This is a genomic window from Vibrio sp. 10N.286.52.F8 (assembly GCF_041468745.1).
GTDB classification, from domain to species: Bacteria; Pseudomonadota; Gammaproteobacteria; order Enterobacterales; family Vibrionaceae; genus Vibrio; species Vibrio crassostreae_C.
This window is the reverse complement of record NZ_JBFRJF010000010.1, coordinates 109,734-129,433: the sequence shown is the minus strand read 5'-3', so window position 1 is coordinate 129,433 and position 19,700 is coordinate 109,734. Positions and strand designations below refer to the sequence as shown.

Annotated in this window: 19 protein-coding genes; 14 read left to right on the top strand and 5 right to left on the bottom strand. The window is 44.6% G+C overall.

What is annotated here, in order from left to right:
- Nucleotides 1-188 precede the first annotated feature (188 nt).
- Nucleotides 189-707 (top strand): GNAT family N-acetyltransferase, encoded by a 519-nt coding sequence (locus tag AB4133_RS04685; RefSeq protein ID WP_372224020.1) that lies wholly within the window; start codon nucleotides 189-191, stop codon nucleotides 705-707.
- On the opposite strand, the gene AB4133_RS04680 is transcribed toward AB4133_RS04685, so the two are convergent.
- The gene (locus AB4133_RS04680; protein WP_017060748.1) at nucleotides 673-981 is read right to left on the bottom strand and encodes a DUF3301 domain-containing protein; all 309 of its coding nucleotides are present in this window, start codon (nucleotides 979-981) and stop codon (nucleotides 673-675) included. The genes AB4133_RS04685 and AB4133_RS04680 overlap by 35 nt on opposite strands.
- An 84-nt stretch (nucleotides 982-1,065) precedes the next feature.
- Nucleotides 1,066-2,106, bottom strand: a complete 1,041-nt coding sequence (locus AB4133_RS04675; RefSeq protein WP_017060747.1) for a DUF3549 family protein — start codon at nucleotides 2,104-2,106, stop codon at nucleotides 1,066-1,068.
- 87 nt (nucleotides 2,107-2,193) lie between these two features.
- Here AB4133_RS04675 and AB4133_RS04670 point away from each other — a divergent pair, with 87 nt between their 5' ends.
- Both AB4133_RS04670 and truC read left to right on the top strand, forming a co-directional pair.
- Complete coding sequence (locus AB4133_RS04670; protein WP_017063358.1) at nucleotides 2,194-2,508, top strand: YqcC family protein; 315 nt, start codon at nucleotides 2,194-2,196, stop codon at nucleotides 2,506-2,508.
- Complete coding sequence (gene truC / locus AB4133_RS04665; RefSeq protein WP_017060745.1) at nucleotides 2,508-3,257, top strand: tRNA pseudouridine(65) synthase TruC; 750 nt, start codon at nucleotides 2,508-2,510, stop codon at nucleotides 3,255-3,257. Before AB4133_RS04670 ends, truC begins: the two co-directional genes overlap by 1 nt.
- A 153-nt stretch (nucleotides 3,258-3,410) precedes the next feature.
- Here truC and AB4133_RS04660 read toward each other — a convergent pair whose 3' ends face one another.
- The 3 genes from AB4133_RS04660 to map form a co-directional block, all read right to left on the bottom strand.
- Nucleotides 3,411-3,794 (bottom strand): DUF3461 family protein, encoded by a 384-nt coding sequence (locus AB4133_RS04660; protein ID WP_372224019.1) that lies wholly within the window; start codon nucleotides 3,792-3,794, stop codon nucleotides 3,411-3,413.
- A 181-nt stretch (nucleotides 3,795-3,975) separates the two neighbouring features.
- Entirely contained in the window at nucleotides 3,976-6,597 is a 2,622-nt protein-coding gene (glnD, locus tag AB4133_RS04655; RefSeq protein ID WP_372051862.1) for a bifunctional uridylyltransferase/uridylyl-removing protein GlnD, read from the bottom strand.
- 138 nt (nucleotides 6,598-6,735) lie between these two features.
- Nucleotides 6,736-7,614, bottom strand: coding sequence for a type I methionyl aminopeptidase (gene map, locus AB4133_RS04650; RefSeq protein WP_017060743.1), 879 nt, complete (start codon nucleotides 7,612-7,614; stop codon nucleotides 6,736-6,738).
- 457 nt (nucleotides 7,615-8,071) lie between these two features.
- Between map and rpsB the strand changes: the two genes are divergently transcribed.
- The 11 genes from rpsB (at nucleotide 8,072) to lpxD (ending at nucleotide 19,673) form a co-directional block, all read left to right on the top strand.
- A complete protein-coding gene (gene rpsB / locus AB4133_RS04645) occupies nucleotides 8,072-8,803 on the top strand; it encodes a 30S ribosomal protein S2 (RefSeq protein ID WP_009847420.1) in 732 nt (243 codons plus the stop codon).
- A 138-nt stretch (nucleotides 8,804-8,941) separates the two neighbouring features.
- Nucleotides 8,942-9,787 (top strand): translation elongation factor Ts, encoded by an 846-nt coding sequence (tsf, locus tag AB4133_RS04640; RefSeq protein WP_010436487.1) that lies wholly within the window; start codon nucleotides 8,942-8,944, stop codon nucleotides 9,785-9,787.
- A 155-nt stretch (nucleotides 9,788-9,942) separates the two neighbouring features.
- Nucleotides 9,943-10,674 carry a UMP kinase gene (pyrH, locus tag AB4133_RS04635; protein ID WP_372224018.1) on the top strand — a complete coding sequence of 244 codons (732 nt, stop codon included), beginning with the start codon at nucleotides 9,943-9,945 and terminating at the stop codon, nucleotides 10,672-10,674.
- Nucleotides 10,675-10,772: 98 nt separating this feature from the next.
- The gene (frr, locus tag AB4133_RS04630; protein WP_017060741.1) at nucleotides 10,773-11,330 is read left to right on the top strand and encodes a ribosome recycling factor; all 558 of its coding nucleotides are present in this window, start codon (nucleotides 10,773-10,775) and stop codon (nucleotides 11,328-11,330) included.
- 98 nt (nucleotides 11,331-11,428) lie between these two features.
- A complete protein-coding gene (locus AB4133_RS04625) occupies nucleotides 11,429-12,181 on the top strand; it encodes an isoprenyl transferase (protein WP_017063364.1) in 753 nt (250 codons plus the stop codon).
- Nucleotides 12,182-12,196: 15 nt separating this feature from the next.
- On the top strand, nucleotides 12,197-13,039 hold the full coding sequence (locus AB4133_RS04620; protein ID WP_372224017.1) for a phosphatidate cytidylyltransferase: 843 nt from the start codon (nucleotides 12,197-12,199) through the stop codon (nucleotides 13,037-13,039).
- Between the two features lie 51 nt (nucleotides 13,040-13,090).
- Complete coding sequence (ispC, locus tag AB4133_RS04615) at nucleotides 13,091-14,299, top strand: 1-deoxy-D-xylulose-5-phosphate reductoisomerase (protein WP_017060737.1); 1,209 nt, start codon at nucleotides 13,091-13,093, stop codon at nucleotides 14,297-14,299.
- A complete protein-coding gene (rseP, locus tag AB4133_RS04610) occupies nucleotides 14,296-15,654 on the top strand; it encodes a sigma E protease regulator RseP (protein ID WP_017060736.1) in 1,359 nt (452 codons plus the stop codon). The genes ispC and rseP overlap by 4 nt, the downstream gene beginning before the upstream one ends.
- Before the next feature lie 48 nt (nucleotides 15,655-15,702).
- On the top strand, nucleotides 15,703-18,108 hold the full coding sequence (bamA, locus tag AB4133_RS04605) for an outer membrane protein assembly factor BamA (protein ID WP_017069384.1): 2,406 nt from the start codon (nucleotides 15,703-15,705) through the stop codon (nucleotides 18,106-18,108).
- A gap of 27 nt (nucleotides 18,109-18,135) precedes the next feature.
- Entirely contained in the window at nucleotides 18,136-18,636 is a 501-nt protein-coding gene (locus AB4133_RS04600; protein WP_017056311.1) for an OmpH family outer membrane protein, read from the top strand.
- 5 nt (nucleotides 18,637-18,641) lie between these two features.
- The gene (lpxD, locus tag AB4133_RS04595) at nucleotides 18,642-19,673 is read left to right on the top strand and encodes a UDP-3-O-(3-hydroxymyristoyl)glucosamine N-acyltransferase (RefSeq protein ID WP_017063368.1); all 1,032 of its coding nucleotides are present in this window, start codon (nucleotides 18,642-18,644) and stop codon (nucleotides 19,671-19,673) included.
- Nucleotides 19,674-19,700 lie beyond the last annotated feature (27 nt).

Below are 19,700 nucleotides of genomic sequence, written 5' to 3'. Positions count from 1 at the left end.
GATGATGCATGGAGCATTAATTAGTAGCCGGACTGCTGCGAGTAAGACCCTAGCCCTGACACTTCGGTGTCGGGGCTTTTCTTTTCCTAAGGCTTTTTCTCTATCTAGGGGCTCTCTTTAATTCAGGAGCTTTTATCTAAGCACGCGACATCTGCTTTTCTGCTAATGGTCAACACAAGGAGTGTTTTATGACGATAGCAACCTCAAGAACGCTGTTGGTACCTTATACCGAGCAGTTAGAACATGACTTTATCAAGTTGAATTGCTGCCCCATCAATCGTGCTGAAATGAACGGGCCGCATTCTATTGCCTCTGCAAAACACCTATTTCAAGAAATACTGAACGACAACGTTGGTTTTTGCCGAGCCATTATCCACAACCAAACCCGCGAATACCTCGGGCATTTGTTTGTTTCGTCTGAAGAAGGGAAGCATGAACTGGGATTTATTCTGGACAAGGAGTTTTGGAATCAAGGCCTTGCTAGTGAAGTGCTAAAACCTTTCTTTAGTTTGGTTTGTTTTGAAGAACACCTAACGAATGTTGTCGCGACCGTTAATGTTGGTCATAACCCATCAATTAAGTTACTTGAAAAGTTAGGCTTTGCATTTAAAGAGACCAAACAAGATCAGTTTGGCCCTTATCATGAATATAGTTATACCGCGAATTGCGACGTTACATTCTATGAGGCTGTAGCTCAAACCGCATAGAACGGAAGCCCACCATGGTCAGTTTCCCTTGGTACAGGTCATCACCTAACGCTGAAAACTCAAATTGATACACGGTGTGCCAGCGCCAAATGGTGGTCAGCTCATGGCGCATCTTAAGTTTATGACCACTAAAGGCAACACTTAATAGCTGTAAGTCGAGCTCTTTACATTTTCTCGCAATGGCAGCTTTCGCAAGCTCGGATTGCCTGCGCTGTTGCCAAAACAGAAAGCAAAAGAAGCACAGCATCAAAATAGCCAATAAGTTATCTATCATTTAATCCATACTTCCTTTTATTTCTCTATTCCGTTCGTGATTTGAGCTTTTTGTTATGAGCTACTGAGCTGTTCTGTCTGGTATCTATTGCGACTTAGCCGCTTGTTGTAATTCTACAAGTGCATTGGCGAGTTCTGGTGATGGGTTCGAGTTCAATAATGGTAAAAATACCATTCTCAGTGTCGGAATCATCACTAAATCTGCAAATAACTGATTGAACAAGTTTTGGTTGCCCGTTTGTGCGAGACGCAGCAAGAACTGCTCAGCAATCGCAGGATCTTGCAGTGCGTGCCAGCTGCGACCAGCCAAACCAATCAATACTTCTTGGTGGCTTAAGCGCGGGCTAGCCAGAACTTGGTTAATTACGGCGTTGGTTGTGCTTTGCTCTGCGCCAGAAAGGGCACGTACCAGTGCTGACAGTAAGAACAGATCTGGCTCTTGACTGTTAATCTCATTCTCTGCCATTTCTTGTAAGCGTTGAGCGAGCTTGTCATTGATTTGCGTATGCTCAAGCGCCCCGAGAGTCGCGTATAGAGGTTCTGAAGGCAGCTTATTCAATGCTTTGCGAATCGCGACACCATTTTGTTGGCTGCCTAAACGAGCACACATATCAGTGATGCCTTGTAGGCCAACGGTTTTCCAGTTGTCCCAGCCTAGATCGCCTGTGAAGTAGTGTTGAGCGTGTTCGTAGTATTGGCTCGTTGCAAGGTCTAAACCTGCTCTTACTTGGCTATGGAACACGGCCATTTTGTCTTCTGAAGGCTTGAAGGTATATGGGTTGTTTGACAGCTTTTGTTGTTGCTCTTCGCTGATCTCACCGTTCAAACGTGTGCCCATCGCTTCGATAACAAACTTAAGGAAATTGCCGACATCACCTTGATGTAATAGGCCTCTTTCGTCCAGTTTGAATTTTAGGAACCAGATCCAAGGTTGCTTGTGTTCGTTCCAGTAACTAATCGCTAAGTGAGCTTGTTTCTGAAGTGGAAATGGGTACGGCTGTTTCCCTTGCTCAACATCAGAGAATAAGGTGTTGTCGATCTTCTGAATACGGCGACCTAGGTCGTAGATATCGTACTGGCAACCGCTATTCTTTAGTAACTGAGTGAGCGTGTGAATCGTTTCCATAGTAATAAAGCTCCTAACTTTCTTTCCTAAATAGATGGTACTCTATGCCCCAATTTCAAGGTCACTAGATAAATAACTTGGTGAAAAATGACAGCAGCCACAAAGTTACCTCTTTTACTTCAACAACTAGAAGAACAAATGCGCCAATGTTCGCTATGGAGCACGCTTCCGCCTTCGGATGAAGCTCTGGCGAGCGTTGAACCTTTCGGGATTGATTCGTTACAACCGGAAGAGTGGTTGCAGTGGATCTTTATCGTTAAGATCAACGCAATGATGGATGCCCAAATGAGCCTACCGAAAGGCTTTGCTATCCATCCTTATTTTGGTGAAGTGTGGAAAAATGAGGCAGACAAAGTCGAACTGCTAGTGACAATTCAGAGCATTGATGAGGTATGTGCGTAATGTTAGAGATCATTTATCAAGATGAGTACTTTGTCGCGGTGAATAAGCCCGCTGGCATGCTAGTGCATCGTTCATGGTTGGATAAACACGAAACGCAATTTGTTATGCAGACATTGCGCGATCAAATTGGTCAGCATGTATTTCCATTACACCGCTTAGACAGACCGACATCGGGTGTGTTGGTGTTTGCGTTGTCGAGTGAGGTTGCTTCACAGGTGATGCCAATGTTCGCTAATCATGAGATGCAAAAAACCTATCATGCGATTGTCCGTGGTTGGATAGAAGAGGGCGATACGCTCGATTATGCACTTAAGGTTGAGCTGGATAAGATCGCAGATAAGTTCGCGAAAGAAGACAAAGAAGCGCAAGAGGCAGTGACAGTCTATGAACCGCTAGCAAAAGTAGAAGTGCCATATTCAACAGGACGCTTTCCTACGAGCCGCTACTGCTTGGTTGAGATGATGCCAAAGACAGGTCGCAAACATCAGCTGCGTCGTCACATGGCTCATCTAAGACATCCGATTGTCGGTGATACTTCACATGGTGATGGTAAGCACAATCGACTGTTCCGTGATGATTTAGATTCGCATCGTTTGTTGTTGCACGCTTCTGAGCTTCGCTTTATCCATCCTTTCACAAAAGAAGAGTTGGTGATGAAGGCCAACCTTGATGAAACTTGGCTAAGGTTGTTTGAAACCTTTGAGTGGGATACTAACTTAATCGATGCTCAAACTTGCTTGTCTAAGTAAGTCTCGCGTGTTTAGGCAATCTCCAGTCTAAGTGAATAGAGAAAATAGAATAAAAAACAAAGGGCTGATAGTGATATCAGCCCTTTTTGTATCTGTATAACCTTAACGGCATAACTAATGTTGGTTAGTTAACAGTAATAGTTAGTCGCGGGATCATTTTAGCTTTTCTAGATCAGCTTCGATCTCAGCTATCTTGCTTGATACCACTTTCTCTAGATGGCGTAAGTCGGTAAGGATCTTGTGCTTCACATCCACCTCAGCCGTTGGCGTCGGTTTGGTGATTTTGTTGAGTTCATCAATCACAAGAGTGAGGTTGCGGTTAATCTCTGTCACTTCTTTGTATTGATTATTGCCACCGCTAACAAGCACACTTTTTACTTGTCGTGGGTACTTAAATTTAACGCTTTTCGCGAACAGTTCCCCTTTCTGCTTACGAAAGTAAATCTTCAGGATATCTTTGTGCGCTTCTTGGCGAAGGGAGTAACGTTCAATCTGTTTAGGTTCGTGGATACCTAAGCCAGTGAGGTTTGGATACATAAGCGACCTCTAGGTTATGAATGTAATACTTTTATGTAATTGACTTGATCAATGTAGCAGCCTAACGACGAGCTAGATAGTTGATATCTGTGAATTGATTGTAAGTTGTGGGCAAGATCGCTCTCTATCTTTGCCCACACTTATTTGGTTATTAAACCTGTTTTTAGACTGAATTCGCTTTCTAAGGTGCGAGTTCAGAAACGTGCTCGGTTAATCGTTCTCTTAGTGCCTGTTCTTGTTCTTCAGACAGCCTTCCTCCCGCTTCACTGGTCAGAATAAACAGATCCTCTGCTCGCTCACCTATGGTGGTGATTTTGGCACCGTGCAAGTTGATGTCTAGCTCCGCAAAGGTTGCACCGACTTGAGCCAATAACCCCGGCGTATCAAGAGCTCTTAACTCCATCAAGGTACGTTTCTTGCTCTTGGTTGGTAGGAACTCAACTAAGGTTTTGACCTTAAAGTGTTGCAAGTTACGTGGCGTGCGACGCGTCTTAATCTTAGTCGGGCGGCCATCAGTCAATACATGAGTCAGATGTTTAGCAACGGCTTTGTGTCTTGCTTCATCAATCGCTTCGCCGTGCTGGTCTAGTACGATAAAGGTATCCAAAACATGACCATCTTTGCTAACCATGACCTGCGCGTCATGAACGTTAAAGTTACGTCTGTCGAGTTCGGCAACCACGGTCGCAAACAGTGCTGCTTGGTCTTTACAATAAACGAACACTTCTGTGCCACCGCGCGTCGCTTTCTTACTGATCAGCACTAACGGTTGGCTTGGGTCTTCTAGGCGAAGTAAGTGCTCACAGTGCCAAGCGATTTGTTTATGTGTGTGACGCAAGAAATAATCGGCCTTAAAGCGTTGCCACAACACTTCAATCTCACGAGCGGTGAAGCCTTCTTTACGCAGCAGTGCTGATGCCATTTGTTGGTTGTGACGAATACGGTCTCTGACATCGACAGGGTTTTCCAAGCCGCGGCGCAGTGCTCGCTGCGTTGAGTGGAACAGCTCAGCTAACAGGGTTCGTTTCCAACTGTTCCATAGCTCAGGGTTAGTCGCACAGATATCGGCAACGGTTAAACAAACCAGTAGCTCGAGTGATTCTTCATCACGCACTTTTTTGGCGAATTCGGTGATCACATCTGGGTCGTAGATATCACGACGTTGAGCCGTTACTGACATCAATAGGTGATTTTGTACCAACCACGCGACTTGTTTGGCTTCAGGCTTCGATAGCCCGTGTTCAATACAGAAAGAGTAAGCCTCAACCGCACCTATCTCAGAGTGGTCTCCGCCGCGGCCTTTGCCGATGTCATGGAAGATAGCGGCAAGGATCAGCAACTCTTTCTTCTGTACTCGAGGATAGACTTCACAGCAGATAGGGTGCTTATCGTGGTTTTCGATTTGACCAAAGCGGTTGATGTGCTTGAGCAGGCGGATACTGTGCTCATCCACGGTGTAAACATGGAATAGGTCAAACTGCATCTGACCAACGATCTGGCTCCACTGCGGTAAGTACGCAGAGAGCACGCCCAATTTGTGCATTAAGCTAAAGGCTTTGTGTAGGGCATTAGGGTGGCGAACTAGATCCATGAACTTGTCACGAGCTTCAGGAATGGTATGCAGGAATCGGTTCAATCGACGGCGTGCCGTACGCAGTTGTCGCAATGTTGGTGGACTTACCCCTTCGATAGTCGAGTCATTGGCGATATGGATGAACATATCGAGAATGGTTTCTGGTCTTGCTTGGAATAGGGCAGGCTTGCGCGCTTCGATCAACGAACCTCGACGTTGGAAATCACTATCGAGAATTTCAGCGTCTTGGGTTTGACCGCCATTGATGATCGCTTGATCGAACAGCTTAAGCAGCATCTTATTCAGTTCAGCAACACGACGAAGGGTTCGGTAGAACTCTTTCATCATCATCTCAACACCACGGTTTCCTTCACCCGTATAACCCAGATGTTCAGCGACTTGAGCTTGATGCGCGAACGTTAAACGGTTGTCGTAACGGCGCAGTTCAATATGCAATGCAAAGCGAACACGCCATAAAAAATCTTGGCACTCAACGAGCTCACGATATTCAGCATCGGTCAGAAAGCCGTATTTGCTCATCTCTAACAAAGAGGTCGCGCCGAAGTGGCGACGCGCAACCCAGCTCAGGGTATGGATGTCTCTGAGCCCTCCCGGAGTCGATTTGATGTCCGGTTCTAAATTATAGGTGGTGTCGTGGTAGCGAGCATGACGCTCTCTCTGTTCTTGAATCTTGGCTTTGTAAAACGTCTCACTTGGCCAAAATGAATCGGAATGAATCTTCAGTTTTAGTTCTTGGAAAGTGTCTTCACTACCACATAACAATCGCGACTCTTGTAGGTTGGTCGCGACGGTTAAATCATCGATGCCGATATCGAGACACTCAGTAATAGTTCGCACAGCATGGCCAACTTCGAGCTTTAAATCCCAAAGTAGAGTAATGAATTGACTGACCTTTTCACCAAGAGCTGGTGGTAGTGTTTTTTGCGAGACAATGAGAATATCAATGTCAGACAAAGGATGCAGTTCGCCACGACCATAACCACCCACTGCGACAAGTGAAATATGAGGCAGTTTGTTGAATCCGAAATTTTCCCACAAACGATTGAGAAGTAAATCCATGTATTCGGAGCGCAGTAGAACCAAATCGGTGACGGGATGGTGGTTCAGAAATTCATTTTTTTGATACTGCGTGAAGATCTCGAGCTGATTTTTTAATTCGCAGATTTCAATTTGTTCGTCATTGAACGTAAGAGGGCATTGATAAGGCATAGTCTGCTATCCGTGCAAGCAAATGAGAATAGTAAACAATTTAACAGAAGCTGATGGAAAATCGAAATTGAGTGGATAAAAAATATCCTCGACAATGCGAGGATATTTTTAAAAGGCTGATGCGCTCAGTTCGGTGAACTAAGCGTTCTTCATGATACGTGGGATTGTATCATCGCTGCGCAGTGTTAGTACTTCACAACCAGTATCAGTTACAACCAGAGTGTGCTCCCATTGAGCCGAGTTCTTGCTGTCTGCTGTGTATACTGTCCAGCTATCTTCGTCATCAAGACGACAGCCAAACTTACCCGCGTTGATCATTGGCTCGATAGTGAAGCACATGCCTGCTTTTAGCACGGTGCGATCGCTGTTCTTGTAGTGAACTACTTGTGGATCTTCGTGGAATTCAGAACCAATGCCGTGACCACAGTAATCTTTAACAATAGAGAACTTAGCGCGTGGGTTGTTCTTGTTGTTTGTTTTGATGTACTTCTCGATAGCAGTACCGATTTGACCAAGTTGAACACCTGGCTTAACTTGGCGCATGCCTTCGTAAAGTGCTTCTTGAGCAACCATGCACAGACGCTTGTTTGCAGGTGAAACCTCACCCACTAGGAACATCTTAGAGGTGTCACCGTGGTAGCCTTGAGGGCGAGTACTAAGATCGGCATTTGCGTCATCAGGGATGATAACTGTGATATCAACGTTCAGAATGTCGCCATCTTTGAGTACCGCAGGTTTGAATTGACCTGTGCTACCCGTTTCGTCTTGTGACGCGGGAATGCCGTGACACACAATATGATTGATAGACGTACAGATAGACTTAGGGAAACCGTGGTAATCGAGTGGCGCAGAGTATGCACCTCTTTCTAGAGCGTACTCATGACAAAGCGTATTGAGCTCTTCCGTCGTGGTACCCACTTGGATGTGAGGTTCGATCATCTCAATAATGTCAGCGGCCAGCTTGCCGGCGACGCGCATTTTTTCAATTTCTTCAGCAGTTTTAATTTTTACAGCCATTGCATATCTCTTAATTTGGTAGCACCTAAGTGTGCATATTGGGGCTATTCTATCAGTGCAGCAATTTAGCGCAACATTCCCATGCCCATACATTGCTGGTGGATACTGCTCAACGTGAGTGAATCGTGATCAATTTATTGAGACAGAAGTGAATGAATAGCGACACTATTTATAGGTGAAATTCGCCGATAGGGATCAGTATAGCAGTCGCCATTTTTAGAATTTTTTCTAGCCATAGATAGACAAAATATGGTATAAAGCGCGCCGGACATCAGGACTGTTTTCTCCAATTGGCGAAACAAGCTTTGTGTCCACTAACTTATTTCTTTAAATCACACACATTCCGACACATGTTCCGGGGTGCCTCAACAACATAGATAACGGCTGAAAAGTGGTTAGTTGTTAGGGGTCGGATTCATGGGGGATGTGGAGGCCTAACCCCATAGAGGATTTTAAAATGGCAACTGTATCAATGCGCGATATGCTTAAAGCTGGTGTTCACTTCGGTCACCAAACTCGTTACTGGAACCCAAAAATGAAGCCATTCATCTTTGGTGCTCGTAACAAAGTACATATCATCAACCTAGAAAAAACTGTACCAATGTTCAACGACGCTCTAGCTGAAATTGCTAAAGTTGGCGAGAAGAAAGGTAAAGTTCTTTTTGTTGGTACTAAGCGCGCTGCATCTGAAGCTGTTAAAGAAGCTGCTATCAACAGCAACCAGTTCTACGTTAACAACCGCTGGTTAGGCGGTATGCTAACGAACTACAAAACTGTTCGTCAGTCTATCAAGCGTCTGAAAGAACTTGAAGCGCAAGCTCAAGACGGTACTTTCGACAAGCTTACTAAGAAAGAAGCTCTAATGCGTACTCGTGAAATGGAGAAGCTAGAGAAATCTCTTGGTGGTATTAAGAACATGGGCGGCCTTCCAGACGCTCTATTCGTAATCGATGCTGATCACGAACACATCGCAGTTAAAGAAGCAAACAACCTAGGTATCCCAGTTTACGCTGTAGTTGATACTAACTCTAACCCAGACGGCGTTGACTTCGTTATCCCAGGTAACGATGATGCAATCCGTGCAGTACAGCTTTACCTAAACGCTGCTGCAGACGCGGTTAAAGAAGGTCGTAACAAAGATGTTGCTGCTGTAGCTGCTGAAAAAGACGGTTTTGTAGAAGCTGAATAATAGCGGCTCTGAGCCATATTTAGTTCATATTAAGCGGTCATAATCGGTGGCTTAACGGACTGAATACAGTCAATATCAGGGGCCAATTAATTAGGCCCCTGTTTTTTATCTTTTTTAGAATTTACTGAGGAATAGAGAATGGCAACTGTAACTGCAGCTCTAGTTAAAGAACTTCGTGAACGCACAGCTGCGGGCATGATGGAATGTAAAAAAGCACTTGTTGCTGCTGAAGGCGACATCGAGCTAGCAATTGAAAACATGCGTAAATCTGGCGCAGCGAAAGCAGCTAAAAAAGCTGGTAACGTTGCTGCTGAAGGCGCAATCATCATCAAAGAAGCAAACGGCGCAGCTGCTCTTCTTGAAGTTAACTGCCAAACTGATTTCGTAGCTAAAGATGCAGGTTTCCTTGCATTCGCTAACGAAGTTGCTGAAGTTGCTCTAGCAGAACGTCTAGAAATCGCTGCTCTTCAAGCTAAATTTGAAGAAGCGCGTATTGCACTAGTAACTAAGATCGGTGAAAACATCAACATCCGTCGCGTACAATTCGTTGAAGGTGTTGCACTAGCTTCTTACCGTCACGGCGAGAAAATCGGTGTTGTTGTTGCTGGTGAAGGCGAAGCTGAAACGCTTAAGCACGTTGCAATGCACGTTGCTGCATCACGTCCTGAGTTCCTAAACCCAGAAGACGTACCTGCAGACGTAGTTGAGAAAGAAAAAGCAGTTCAAGTTGAAATCGCTATGAACGAAGGCAAACCAGCTGAAATCGCAGAGAAAATGGTTGTTGGCCGTATGAAGAAATTCACGGGCGAAATCTCTCTAACTGGTCAAGCTTTCATCATGGAGCCTAAGCAAACTGTTGGCGCTATCCTGAAAGAGAAAGGCGCTTCAGTATCTGACTTCGTACGTCTAGAAGTTGGTGAAGGCATCGAGAAAGCGGCTGAAATGAGCTTCGCTGACGAAGTTGCTGCGGTACAAAAAGGTTAATCCTTAGCGTATTGTTTGAAAAAGACCGTGGCAAATGCTGCGGTCTTTTTATGAATAATGAATTATTTCCGACTTTTAGCTGTTATGAATGCAAACTGAGCTCTTCAGTTTTTATCCATGACTGTTAATCATCAACTCTTTGGAAGGTAAACTCCATGACTACGAACCCTAAACCAGTGTATCAACGTATTCTGTTAAAACTTAGCGGTGAAGCGCTACAAGGCGAAGAAGGTTTTGGTATTGACCCAACGATCCTTGATCGTATGGCTCAAGAAGTAAAAGAATTGGTTGAACTAGGCGTTCAAGTTGGTGTTGTTATCGGTGGCGGTAACTTGTTCCGTGGTGCTGGTCTTGCTGAAGCTGGCATGAACCGCGTTGTTGGTGACCACATGGGTATGCTTGCAACGGTAATGAACGGCCTTGCAATGCGTGACGCTCTTCACCGTGCTTACGTAAACGCACGTGTAATGTCTGCAATCCCTCTTAAAGGTGTGTGTGACGACTACAACTGGGCAGATGCAATCAGCCAACTACGTCAAGGTCGCGTTGTGATCTTCTCTGCTGGTACGGGTAACCCATTCTTCACTACGGATTCTGCTGCATGTCTACGTGGTATCGAAATCGAAGCTGACGTAGTTCTAAAAGCGACAAAAGTAGATGGTGTATTTACTTCTGACCCTGTAGCAAACCCAGACGCAGAGTTGTATGATACGTTGTCTTACAACACGGTTCTTGATAAAGAACTTAAAGTAATGGACTTGGCTGCATTTACGCTAGCACGTGATCACAAAATGCCAATCCGTGTATTTAACATGAATAAACCAGGCGCACTACGTCGCGTGGTTATGGGTGAAAATGAAGGTACATTAATCAGCGACGCTGACTAATTTTTCGGGCTTACTGAGGTGTTGTACCTTGGTAAGCTTATCCTTATCACTCCAAATAAAAAGCTTTCTTGAAGAAAGAACATAATCAAGGTGAAATTGTGATTAACGAAATCAAAAAAGACGCTCAAGAGCGCATGGTAAAAAGTGTTGATGCACTAAAAAACAGCCTGCAAAAGATTCGTACAGGCCGTGCGCACCCGAGCCTACTTTCTGGTCTTACTGTTGAGTACTACGGTGCTCCAACGCCTTTGACTCAAGTAGCTAACGTTATCGCTGAAGATGCACGTACACTAGCTATTACAGTGTTTGATAAAACACTGACTCCTCTAGTTGAAAAAGCAATCCTGACATCTGACCTAGGCCTAAACCCTATGTCTGCTGGTACGGTTATCCGTGTTCCACTTCCACCGCTAACGGAAGAGCGTCGTAAAGACCTAGTTAAAATCGTTCGTGGCGAAGCTGAAGGTGGCCGTGTTGCTATCCGTAACATCCGTCGTGACGCGAATGGCGATCTAAAAGCACTTCTTAAAGATAAAGAAATCTCTGAAGATGAAGATCGTAAAGCACAAGACGAAATTCAAAAGCTAACTGACGCTGCGGTTAAGAACGTAGACGAAGTTCTAGCTGTTAAAGAAAAAGAGTTGATGGAAGTTTAATTTTCCATATTCTTTTCTTTCCGGAAAAACGCTGTACTCACGGTGCAGCGTTTTTTTATGCTACTCTGTTCGACTATTAGAATTTGATTCACTCTTTTATGCATAATTCTCAAGCGTTCACAGACTCTCTTCCTAAACACATTGCTATCATTATGGATGGTAATGGTCGCTGGGCAAAAGCTCAGGGCAAGCCTCGCGTCTTTGGCCATAAAAACGGTGTTCAAGCCGTTCGTAAAACTATCTCTTCTGCAGCCAGACTTGGCATTAAAGCCGTTACTCTTTTTGCATTTAGTAGCGAAAACTGGCGTCGTCCTGAAGAAGAAGTCGGTATCTTGATGGAACTGTTTATTTCAGTGCTGTCGAGTGAAGTTAAAAAGCTTCATAAAAATAATCTACAACTTCGTGTTATTGGTGATAAAAGTCGTTTCAATGATCGACTACAAAAGAAGATAGAAGAAGCGGAAGCTTTGACTAGCACCAATACGGGTATGGTTATTAATATTGCAGCTAACTACGGCGGTAAGTGGGATATTCAGCAAGCAATGACCTCTATTGCTCAACAGGTAAAGTCTGGTGATATTAATGTAGATGACATTGATGAAGCTATGATTACACAGCACCTGACAATGGCAGATATTCCTGAAGTCGATCTACTTATCCGTACCAGTGGCGAATGCCGCATTAGTAATTTTATGCTTTGGCAGTTGGCTTACGCCGAAATGTATTTCACTGAACAATTCTGGCCAGACTTTAATGAAGACAGCTTAGTAGAAGCTGTGACTTGGTTTGTTAACCGTGAGCGTCGTTTTGGATGCACCGGTGAGCAAATTAAAGCTCTGATGGACAGTTAATAAGGATTTTTTGGTTTGAAACAACGAATTATTACGGCGTTGATTTTAGCTCCCCTAGTTATTCTAGGTATTTTCGAGTTATCACTTCCTACATTTATTCTTTCACTAGCGGTAATCTCGCTATTGGGTTTTTGGGAGTGGACTCAGTTTGTTGAAAGCAAATCACGTTATGTAGCGTTGATTCCAACGGTTGTGGTCAGTGCTGCAAGTTTTGCTTTTATCCCTTTTGATGCATTTAGCCTTAATAACTTGTCTACTGCTCACTACGCCATTCTAACGATTGGCTCGATTTGGTGGGTAATCGCGAGTGGCATGGCGGTGACTTATCCTAAGTCTATGCCTGCATGGAAAGACTCTTCTCTTCTTCGTCACGTCTTTGGTGTGCTGACTCTGCTGCCATTCTTCTGGAGTGTGGTTATCCTGCGTGCTAACGGTATCGATGCTGATCCTTACCACGGTGCTAAACTGGTGATGTTTGTTTGCTTGCTTGTTTGGGCTGCAGATAGCGGCGCATACTTTTCAGGAAAGAGTTTTGGTAAGCGTAAAATGGCACCAGCGGTAAGCCCTAATAAGACGATTGAAGGTCTTATCGGTGGCATTATTACTGCGGTGATCGTGGCTTGGATCTTTGCTGACTTGTTTGACATCCAATTCACAAGCCCACTTCACATGATTGTTATTACCCTTGTGACCGTTGTTATTTCTGTTCTAGGTGACCTTGTTGAAAGCATGTTTAAGCGTGTTTCTGGGGTGAAAGACAGCAGTAATCTGATTCCTGGTCATGGTGGTATACTAGATAGAATAGATAGCTTAACGGCTGCATTCCCTGTCTTTGCTCTGCTTTATTTAGCATTCTAATAAAAAAGGGCAGTGATTCTGCCCTTTATTACATTTCTACGGTCATATGTGATGCGAAATCTAACTATCCTTGGCGCTACCGGCTCAATTGGTGCAAGTACACTAAAAGTCGTTGAGCAAAACCCAGATCTCTATTCAGTGGTTGCACTGGCTGCAGGCTCGAATGTTGAAAAGATGCTGGCGTTAGTTGAAAAGTGGCAACCAAGCTATGTTGCTATGGCTTGCTCTGATGCAGCGTCTCAACTGACTGAAGTGTTGTCCGTGAGTTACCCTAACGTAAAAGTACTTTCAGGCACTGAAGGCATGTGTCAGGTTGCTTCTCTAGAGGAAGTGGACACGGTAATGGCCGCGATTGTTGGTGCCGCTGGTTTACTTCCTACTATGTCTGCGGTTAAAGCGGGCAAGCGTATCTTGCTTGCAAACAAAGAAGCTTTGGTGATGTCTGGGCAGTTGTTTATCGACGCCGTGGAAAAATACGGTGCAGAGCTGCTTCCTGTCGATAGCGAGCATAATGCTATTTTCCAATGCCTTCCGCAGAACGTACAAACTAACCTAGGCCGCTGTAACCTTGAAGAAAACGGCATTAACCATATTCTTCTGACTGGTTCTGGTGGTCCTTTCCGTTATACCGATGTGGCTGAACTCGAATCAGTGACTCCTGAACGCGCAATTGCACACCCTAACTGGTCTATGGGGCCTAAGATCTCTGTCGATTCTGCGACTATGATGAATAAAGGGCTAGAGTACATTGAAGCGAAATGGCTATTTAATGCTTCTCAGGAGCAGTTAAAGGTCATCATTCACCCGCAGTCTGTGATTCACTCGATGGTTCAGTACAAGGATGGCTCTGTGCTTGCTCAAATGGGCGAACCAGATATGGCAACGCCAATCGCTTTGACGATGTCTTACCCTAATCGTACCGAGGCGGGTGTTAAGCCTTTAGACTTTACTAAAGTGGGTGAGCTTACCTTCTTAGAACCAGATTTCAGTCGTTACCCGTGTTTGAGGTTAGCGATTGAAGCGTGCTACTTAGGTCAGCATGCGACAACAGCCATTAATGCAGCAAACGAGATCGCGGTCGATGCTTTCTTGAACAATCAGGTGAAGTTTACCGATATTGCTGTCATTAACGAACACGTTATGAGCAAAGTATGTGAACAACATAACTCTGAGGGTTTAGATAGCTTGGAAAGCCTTCTCGAGCTCGATAATATGTCTCGTCAAATAGCCATTCAATTTATTAAAGAGCAGCTAGCATGAGTGGAATTCTGTGGAACTTCGCATCTTTTATCGTAGCGCTTGGCATTCTGGTTGCTGTTCATGAGTTTGGACACTTCTGGGTCGCTCGTCGTTGTGGTGTGAAAGTTGAAAAATTCTCGATTGGTTTTGGTAAATCAATCTGGAGTAAAGTGGGCCGTGATGGTACTGAATACAGCTTGTCAGTGATTCCACTGGGCGGCTACGTTAAGATGCTCGATGGTCGTGTTGACGATCTTTCTGAAGATCAACAGCAATACGCTTTCGACAAGAAGCCGCTTTGGAAACGAACGGCGATTGTGGGTGCAGGCCCTGCATTCAACTTTATCTTTGCGGTGTTCGCGTATTGGTTAGTATTTTTGATTGGCGTACCCGCGGTTAAGCCCGTGATTGGTGAAGTCACTCCACAATCTATTGCTGCACAAGCCGGAATTGAAACTGGAATGGAACTTAAATCTATTTCAGGAATCAAAACCGCAGATTGGGAATCAGTCAATATGGGGTTGATATCGCACATTGGTGATCAATCCATGACAGTGACGGTTGCTTCTCAAGACGACATCGGCTTTGAGCAACAAATGACATTGGATATTTCAGACTGGTCGTTCAACCCAGAAACTGAATCTGCAATGACAACGCTGGGCTTTAGACCGTATTCTCCAGAGATATCGACCGTACTGGCTCAAATCATTGATGATGGCGCTGCATACGATGCAGGTCTTGAAGCTGGCGATAAAATTGTTGAGATTAACGGGCAACCTATTGAACAGTGGCAGTCGGTTGTTGAGTTAATTCGTGCTAATCCAATGACATCATTGGACTTGGTCGTATTGCGAAATGGTGCCGAGCAGTCATTGGTTATGACACCAAAAAGTCGAGAGCTTTCTGATGGTTCGACAATCGGCTATGCAGGTATTGCTCCGGAAGTCGCAGAATGGCCAGAAGATTATCGCTTTGAGTTACAATTTGGTGTAATTGAGTCTGTAGGAAAAGCATTTGATAAAACAGGTCAAATCATTGGATTGACACTGACAATGCTTAAGAAGCTCATCGTTGGTGATGTTGGCTTAAACAACTTGAGTGGCCCTATTTCAATCGCTAAAGGTGCAGGTACAACCGCCGATTATGGTCTGGTTTACTTCTTGGGCTTTTTGGCTCTGATTAGTGTTAACTTAGGGATTATTAATTTGGTTCCGCTGCCTATGCTTGATGGCGGACATTTGCTGTTTTTCGCTATTGAGGCCGTTACTCGTAAACCGGTACCTGAGAAAGTTCAGGAAATGGGATACAGAGTGGGAGGGGCAATCCTCTTCTCATTGATGGCTCTGGCAATATTTAACGATTTTACTCGTCTGTGAATGGTTTCTCACAGGCATTGGTAGTAGCAAGGAATAATTAGAATAAGTATGGCGATTAAGCAAATTCTGTTCGCAAGTCTATTGGCCACTAGTGTGGCTGCGAACGGAGCACAAAACTTTGTAGTTCAAGATATCAAGATCGAAGGTTTACAGCGTGTTGCACTTGGTGCTGCTCTACTGAAAATGCCAGTACGTATTGGCGATGAAGTAGATGAAAGCGATGTGTCTGAGATCATTCGTGCATTGTATGCTTCGGGCAACTTTGAGGACGTTAAAGTACTGCGTGATGAAGGTGTATTGATTGTTCAAGTTCAAGAACGACCGACCATCGCAAGCATCTCATTCTCTGGTAACAAAGCGATTAAAGAAGAACAGCTTCAGCAGAATCTAGATGCGTCTGGTGTTCGTGAAGGTGAAGCTCTTGACCGTACAACGCTGAGTAACATTGAAAAAGGCCTTGAAGATTTTTACTACAGTGTTGGTAAGTACAACGCGACAGTAAAAGCGGTTGTGACACCTCTGCCACGTAACCGTTCTGACCTTAAGTTTGTGTTTACTGAGGGCGTATCCGCTAAGATTCAGCAAATCAACTTTATCGGTAATGAAGTCTTCTCTGACTCTGAACTGCTTAGTCGTTTCAATCTGAATGTTGATGTAGCATGGTGGAATTTCCTTGCGGATGAAAAATACCAAAAGCAAGTATTAGCCGGTGATATCGAAGCGCTGAAATCTTACTACCTTGACCGTGGTTACCTTAAGTTTAAGGTTGACTCTACGCAGGTGGCGATCTCTCCAGACAAAAAAGGTGTTTACATCACGCTTGGCCTCGATGAAGGCGAAGCCTACACCGTTAAAGATGTCTCTTTCCGTGGTGAATTAATCGGTCGTGAGGCTGACTTCGAAGCGTTAGTGCCATTCGAAGACGGCGATACGTACAACGGTTCTTCGGTAACGTCTTTGGAAGAGAACGTAAAACGAATTCTTGGTGAATCTGGCTACGCGTACCCACAAGTTCGTACGATTCCTGAATTTGACGATGAGACCAAAGAAGTGTCGTTGGTTATCAATGTAGAAGCGGGCAGCCGTATCTATGTTCGTGATATTCGATTCACGGGTAACAACTCAACGAAAGACGAAGTACTGCGTCGTGAAATGCGTCAAATGGAAGGCAGCTGGCTTAACTCTAAGTCCATTGATACCGGTAAGAGCCGTCTTAACCGTTTAGGTTTCTTTGAAACGGTTGATGTACAAACAGTGCGTGTTCCTGGCAGTGAAGACCAAGTTGATTTGGTTTACAACGTTAAGGAAGCGAACTCAGGCAGTATCAACTTTGGTGTTGGCTACGGTACTGAATCAGGTGTTAGTTTCCAAGTTGGTTTGCAACAAGATAACTTTGCAGGTTCAGGTAACCGTGTTGGCGTAAGTGCCATGATGAACGATTACCAAAAGAACGTGAGCTTAGACTACCGTGACCCATACTGGAACCTTGATGGTGTGAGCTTAGGCGGTAAGATCTTCTACAACGAATTTGAAGCCTCTGAAGCGGGCATCGTCGACTATACCAACCAAAGTTACGGTACCAGCCTAACATGGGGTTTCCCTATGGATGAGCTGAACCGTATCGAGTTTGGTGTGGGCTATACGCACAACAAGATCGGTAACGTACCGACTTATATCCAAGTTGAACAGTTCGCGAGAAGTATCGACCAATACGGTGACGAGCACATCTTAACCGATGACTTCGATATCAATATTTCATGGACGCGTAACAATTTGAACCGTGGTTTCTTCCCAACTGAGGGTAACCACCAACGTGCTTTCGCTAAAATGACGGTACCAGGCTCTGATGCTCAGTACTTCAAAATGCAGTACGATGTAAAACATTACATCCCGCTGACCAAAAAGCATGAGTTCACACTATTGATGCGCGGCCGATTAGGCTATGGTAATGGTTATGGTCAAACAGATGGTAACGATAACTTGTTCCCATTCTACGAGAACTACTACGCAGGTGGTTTTACAACCCTACGTGGTTTTGGCTCTAACTCAGCTGGCCCGAAAGCCGTTTACGGCAGCAGCACAGGTAATAACCCAACCTATGATACCGCTACTGATGATTCAGTGGGTGGTAACGCGGTTGCCTTAGCAAGCTTAGAGTTAATTGTACCAACGCCGTTTGCTTCTGATGAAGCGCGCAGCCAAATTCGTACCAGTGTCTTCTTCGATATGGCAAGTGTATGGGATACCGAGTTCGTAGACCGTGGCGCACCTAACAGTGGCGGCCAGTACTACTACGATTACTCTGATCCAACAAATTACCGTTCATCTTATGGTGCAGCCCTTCAATGGATGTCACCGATGGGCCCACTGGTTTTCTCTCTAGCGAAACCAATTAAAGTTTACGAAGGTGATGATGAGGAATTCTTCACATTCACCATTGGTAGAACTTTCTAATATTTAAAGGACAATATTTTGAAAAATATGATTAAAGCAGCAGGTTTAGGCCTTGTAGTTCTTAGCTCTTCTTTCTTTGCAACAGCTGCTGAAGCTGCGCAAAAAGTGGGTTATGTAAACACTGCACAAGTATTCCAGGCTCTACCTCAGCGTGAAGTTGTTCTTCAAAAAATGCAGGAAGAGTTCAAAGACAAAGCAGCTGAGCTACAGAGCATTCAAGCTGAAGCTAAAACGAAGATTGAAAAGCTTAAGCGTGATGGCGAGCTACTAGGTCCTGACGAAGTTGAGAAGCTACGTATCGAAGTAGGCCAACTAGACAGCAAGTACAAAATCAAAGCTCAAGCACTAGAAAAAGCAAGCCAACGTCGTGAAGCACAAGAGAAGCAGAAGCTATTCAAAGTGATTCAAGATGCTGTAACGAAAGTTGCAGAGAAAGAAGGCTACGACATGATCGTTGATATTCAAGCTCTGCAATACGGCAAGCCAGAATACAACATCTCTGAGAAAGTAATTAAAGCACTGAAATAAGTTTTATGAAGAATCTGACTTTAGCCGAATTGGCAACGATTACCGGGGGAGAGCTACACGGAGATGGTACAATTACCGTTTCAGCAGTCGCTCCGATGGATAAAGCGCAAGAAGGTAACATTACGTTCCTTTCTAACGTGAAGTACAGCAAGCACCTAGGTGACTGTAAAGCGTCCGCTATTATGGTTAAAGAGAGTGAGCGTCAACTGTGCAAGACTAACGTGATTGTGGTTAATGACCCTTATGTTGCTTTTGCTAAAGTTGCTCAAGCGCTTGATACTACTCCTGCTCCCGCAGCGGCTATTGCTGATTCTGCTTCAATCTCTAGCGAAGCAACCATTGGACAAAATGTGTCTATTGGCGCGAACGCTGTGATTGAGTCTGGTGTAGTACTTAGTGATGATGTGATCATCGGTGCTGGTTGCTTTATTGGTAAAAATGCAAAAATTGGCGCAGGCACTAAGCTGTGGGCTAACGTAAGTGTTTACCATGAAGTTGTGATTGGTGAAGGATGTCTGATCCAATCAAGTACTGTTATTGGCTCTGATGGCTTTGGCTATGCGAACGAGAAAGGTGAGTGGGTTAAGATCCCGCAAGTGGGTTCTGTTCGCATTGGTAACCGCGTAGAAATCGGCGCGTGTACTACTATTGACCGTGGTGCATTAGATGACACAATCATTGAAGATAACGTTATCTTAGATAACCAACTTCAAATTGCTCACAATGTTCACATCGGATATGGTTCTGCTCTTGCGGGTGGTACTATCATCGCAGGCAGCACGACGATAGGTAAGTACTGTATTATTGGTGGCGGCAGTGTGATTAATGGTCACATTGAAATCGTTGATGGCGTTACAATCACCGGTATGGGGATGGTAATGCGCAGCATCACTGAGAAAGGCATGTACTCTTCAGGTATTCCTTTACAGCCAAATAAAGATTGGCGTAAAACAGCAACGCGTGTTCATCGAATTGATGAAATGAACAAGCGTTTGAAAACCGTTGAAAAACTTATCGAGAAGAGCGCGGAATCATAATTCCAGCATTTCTAATAAAAGGCTCGC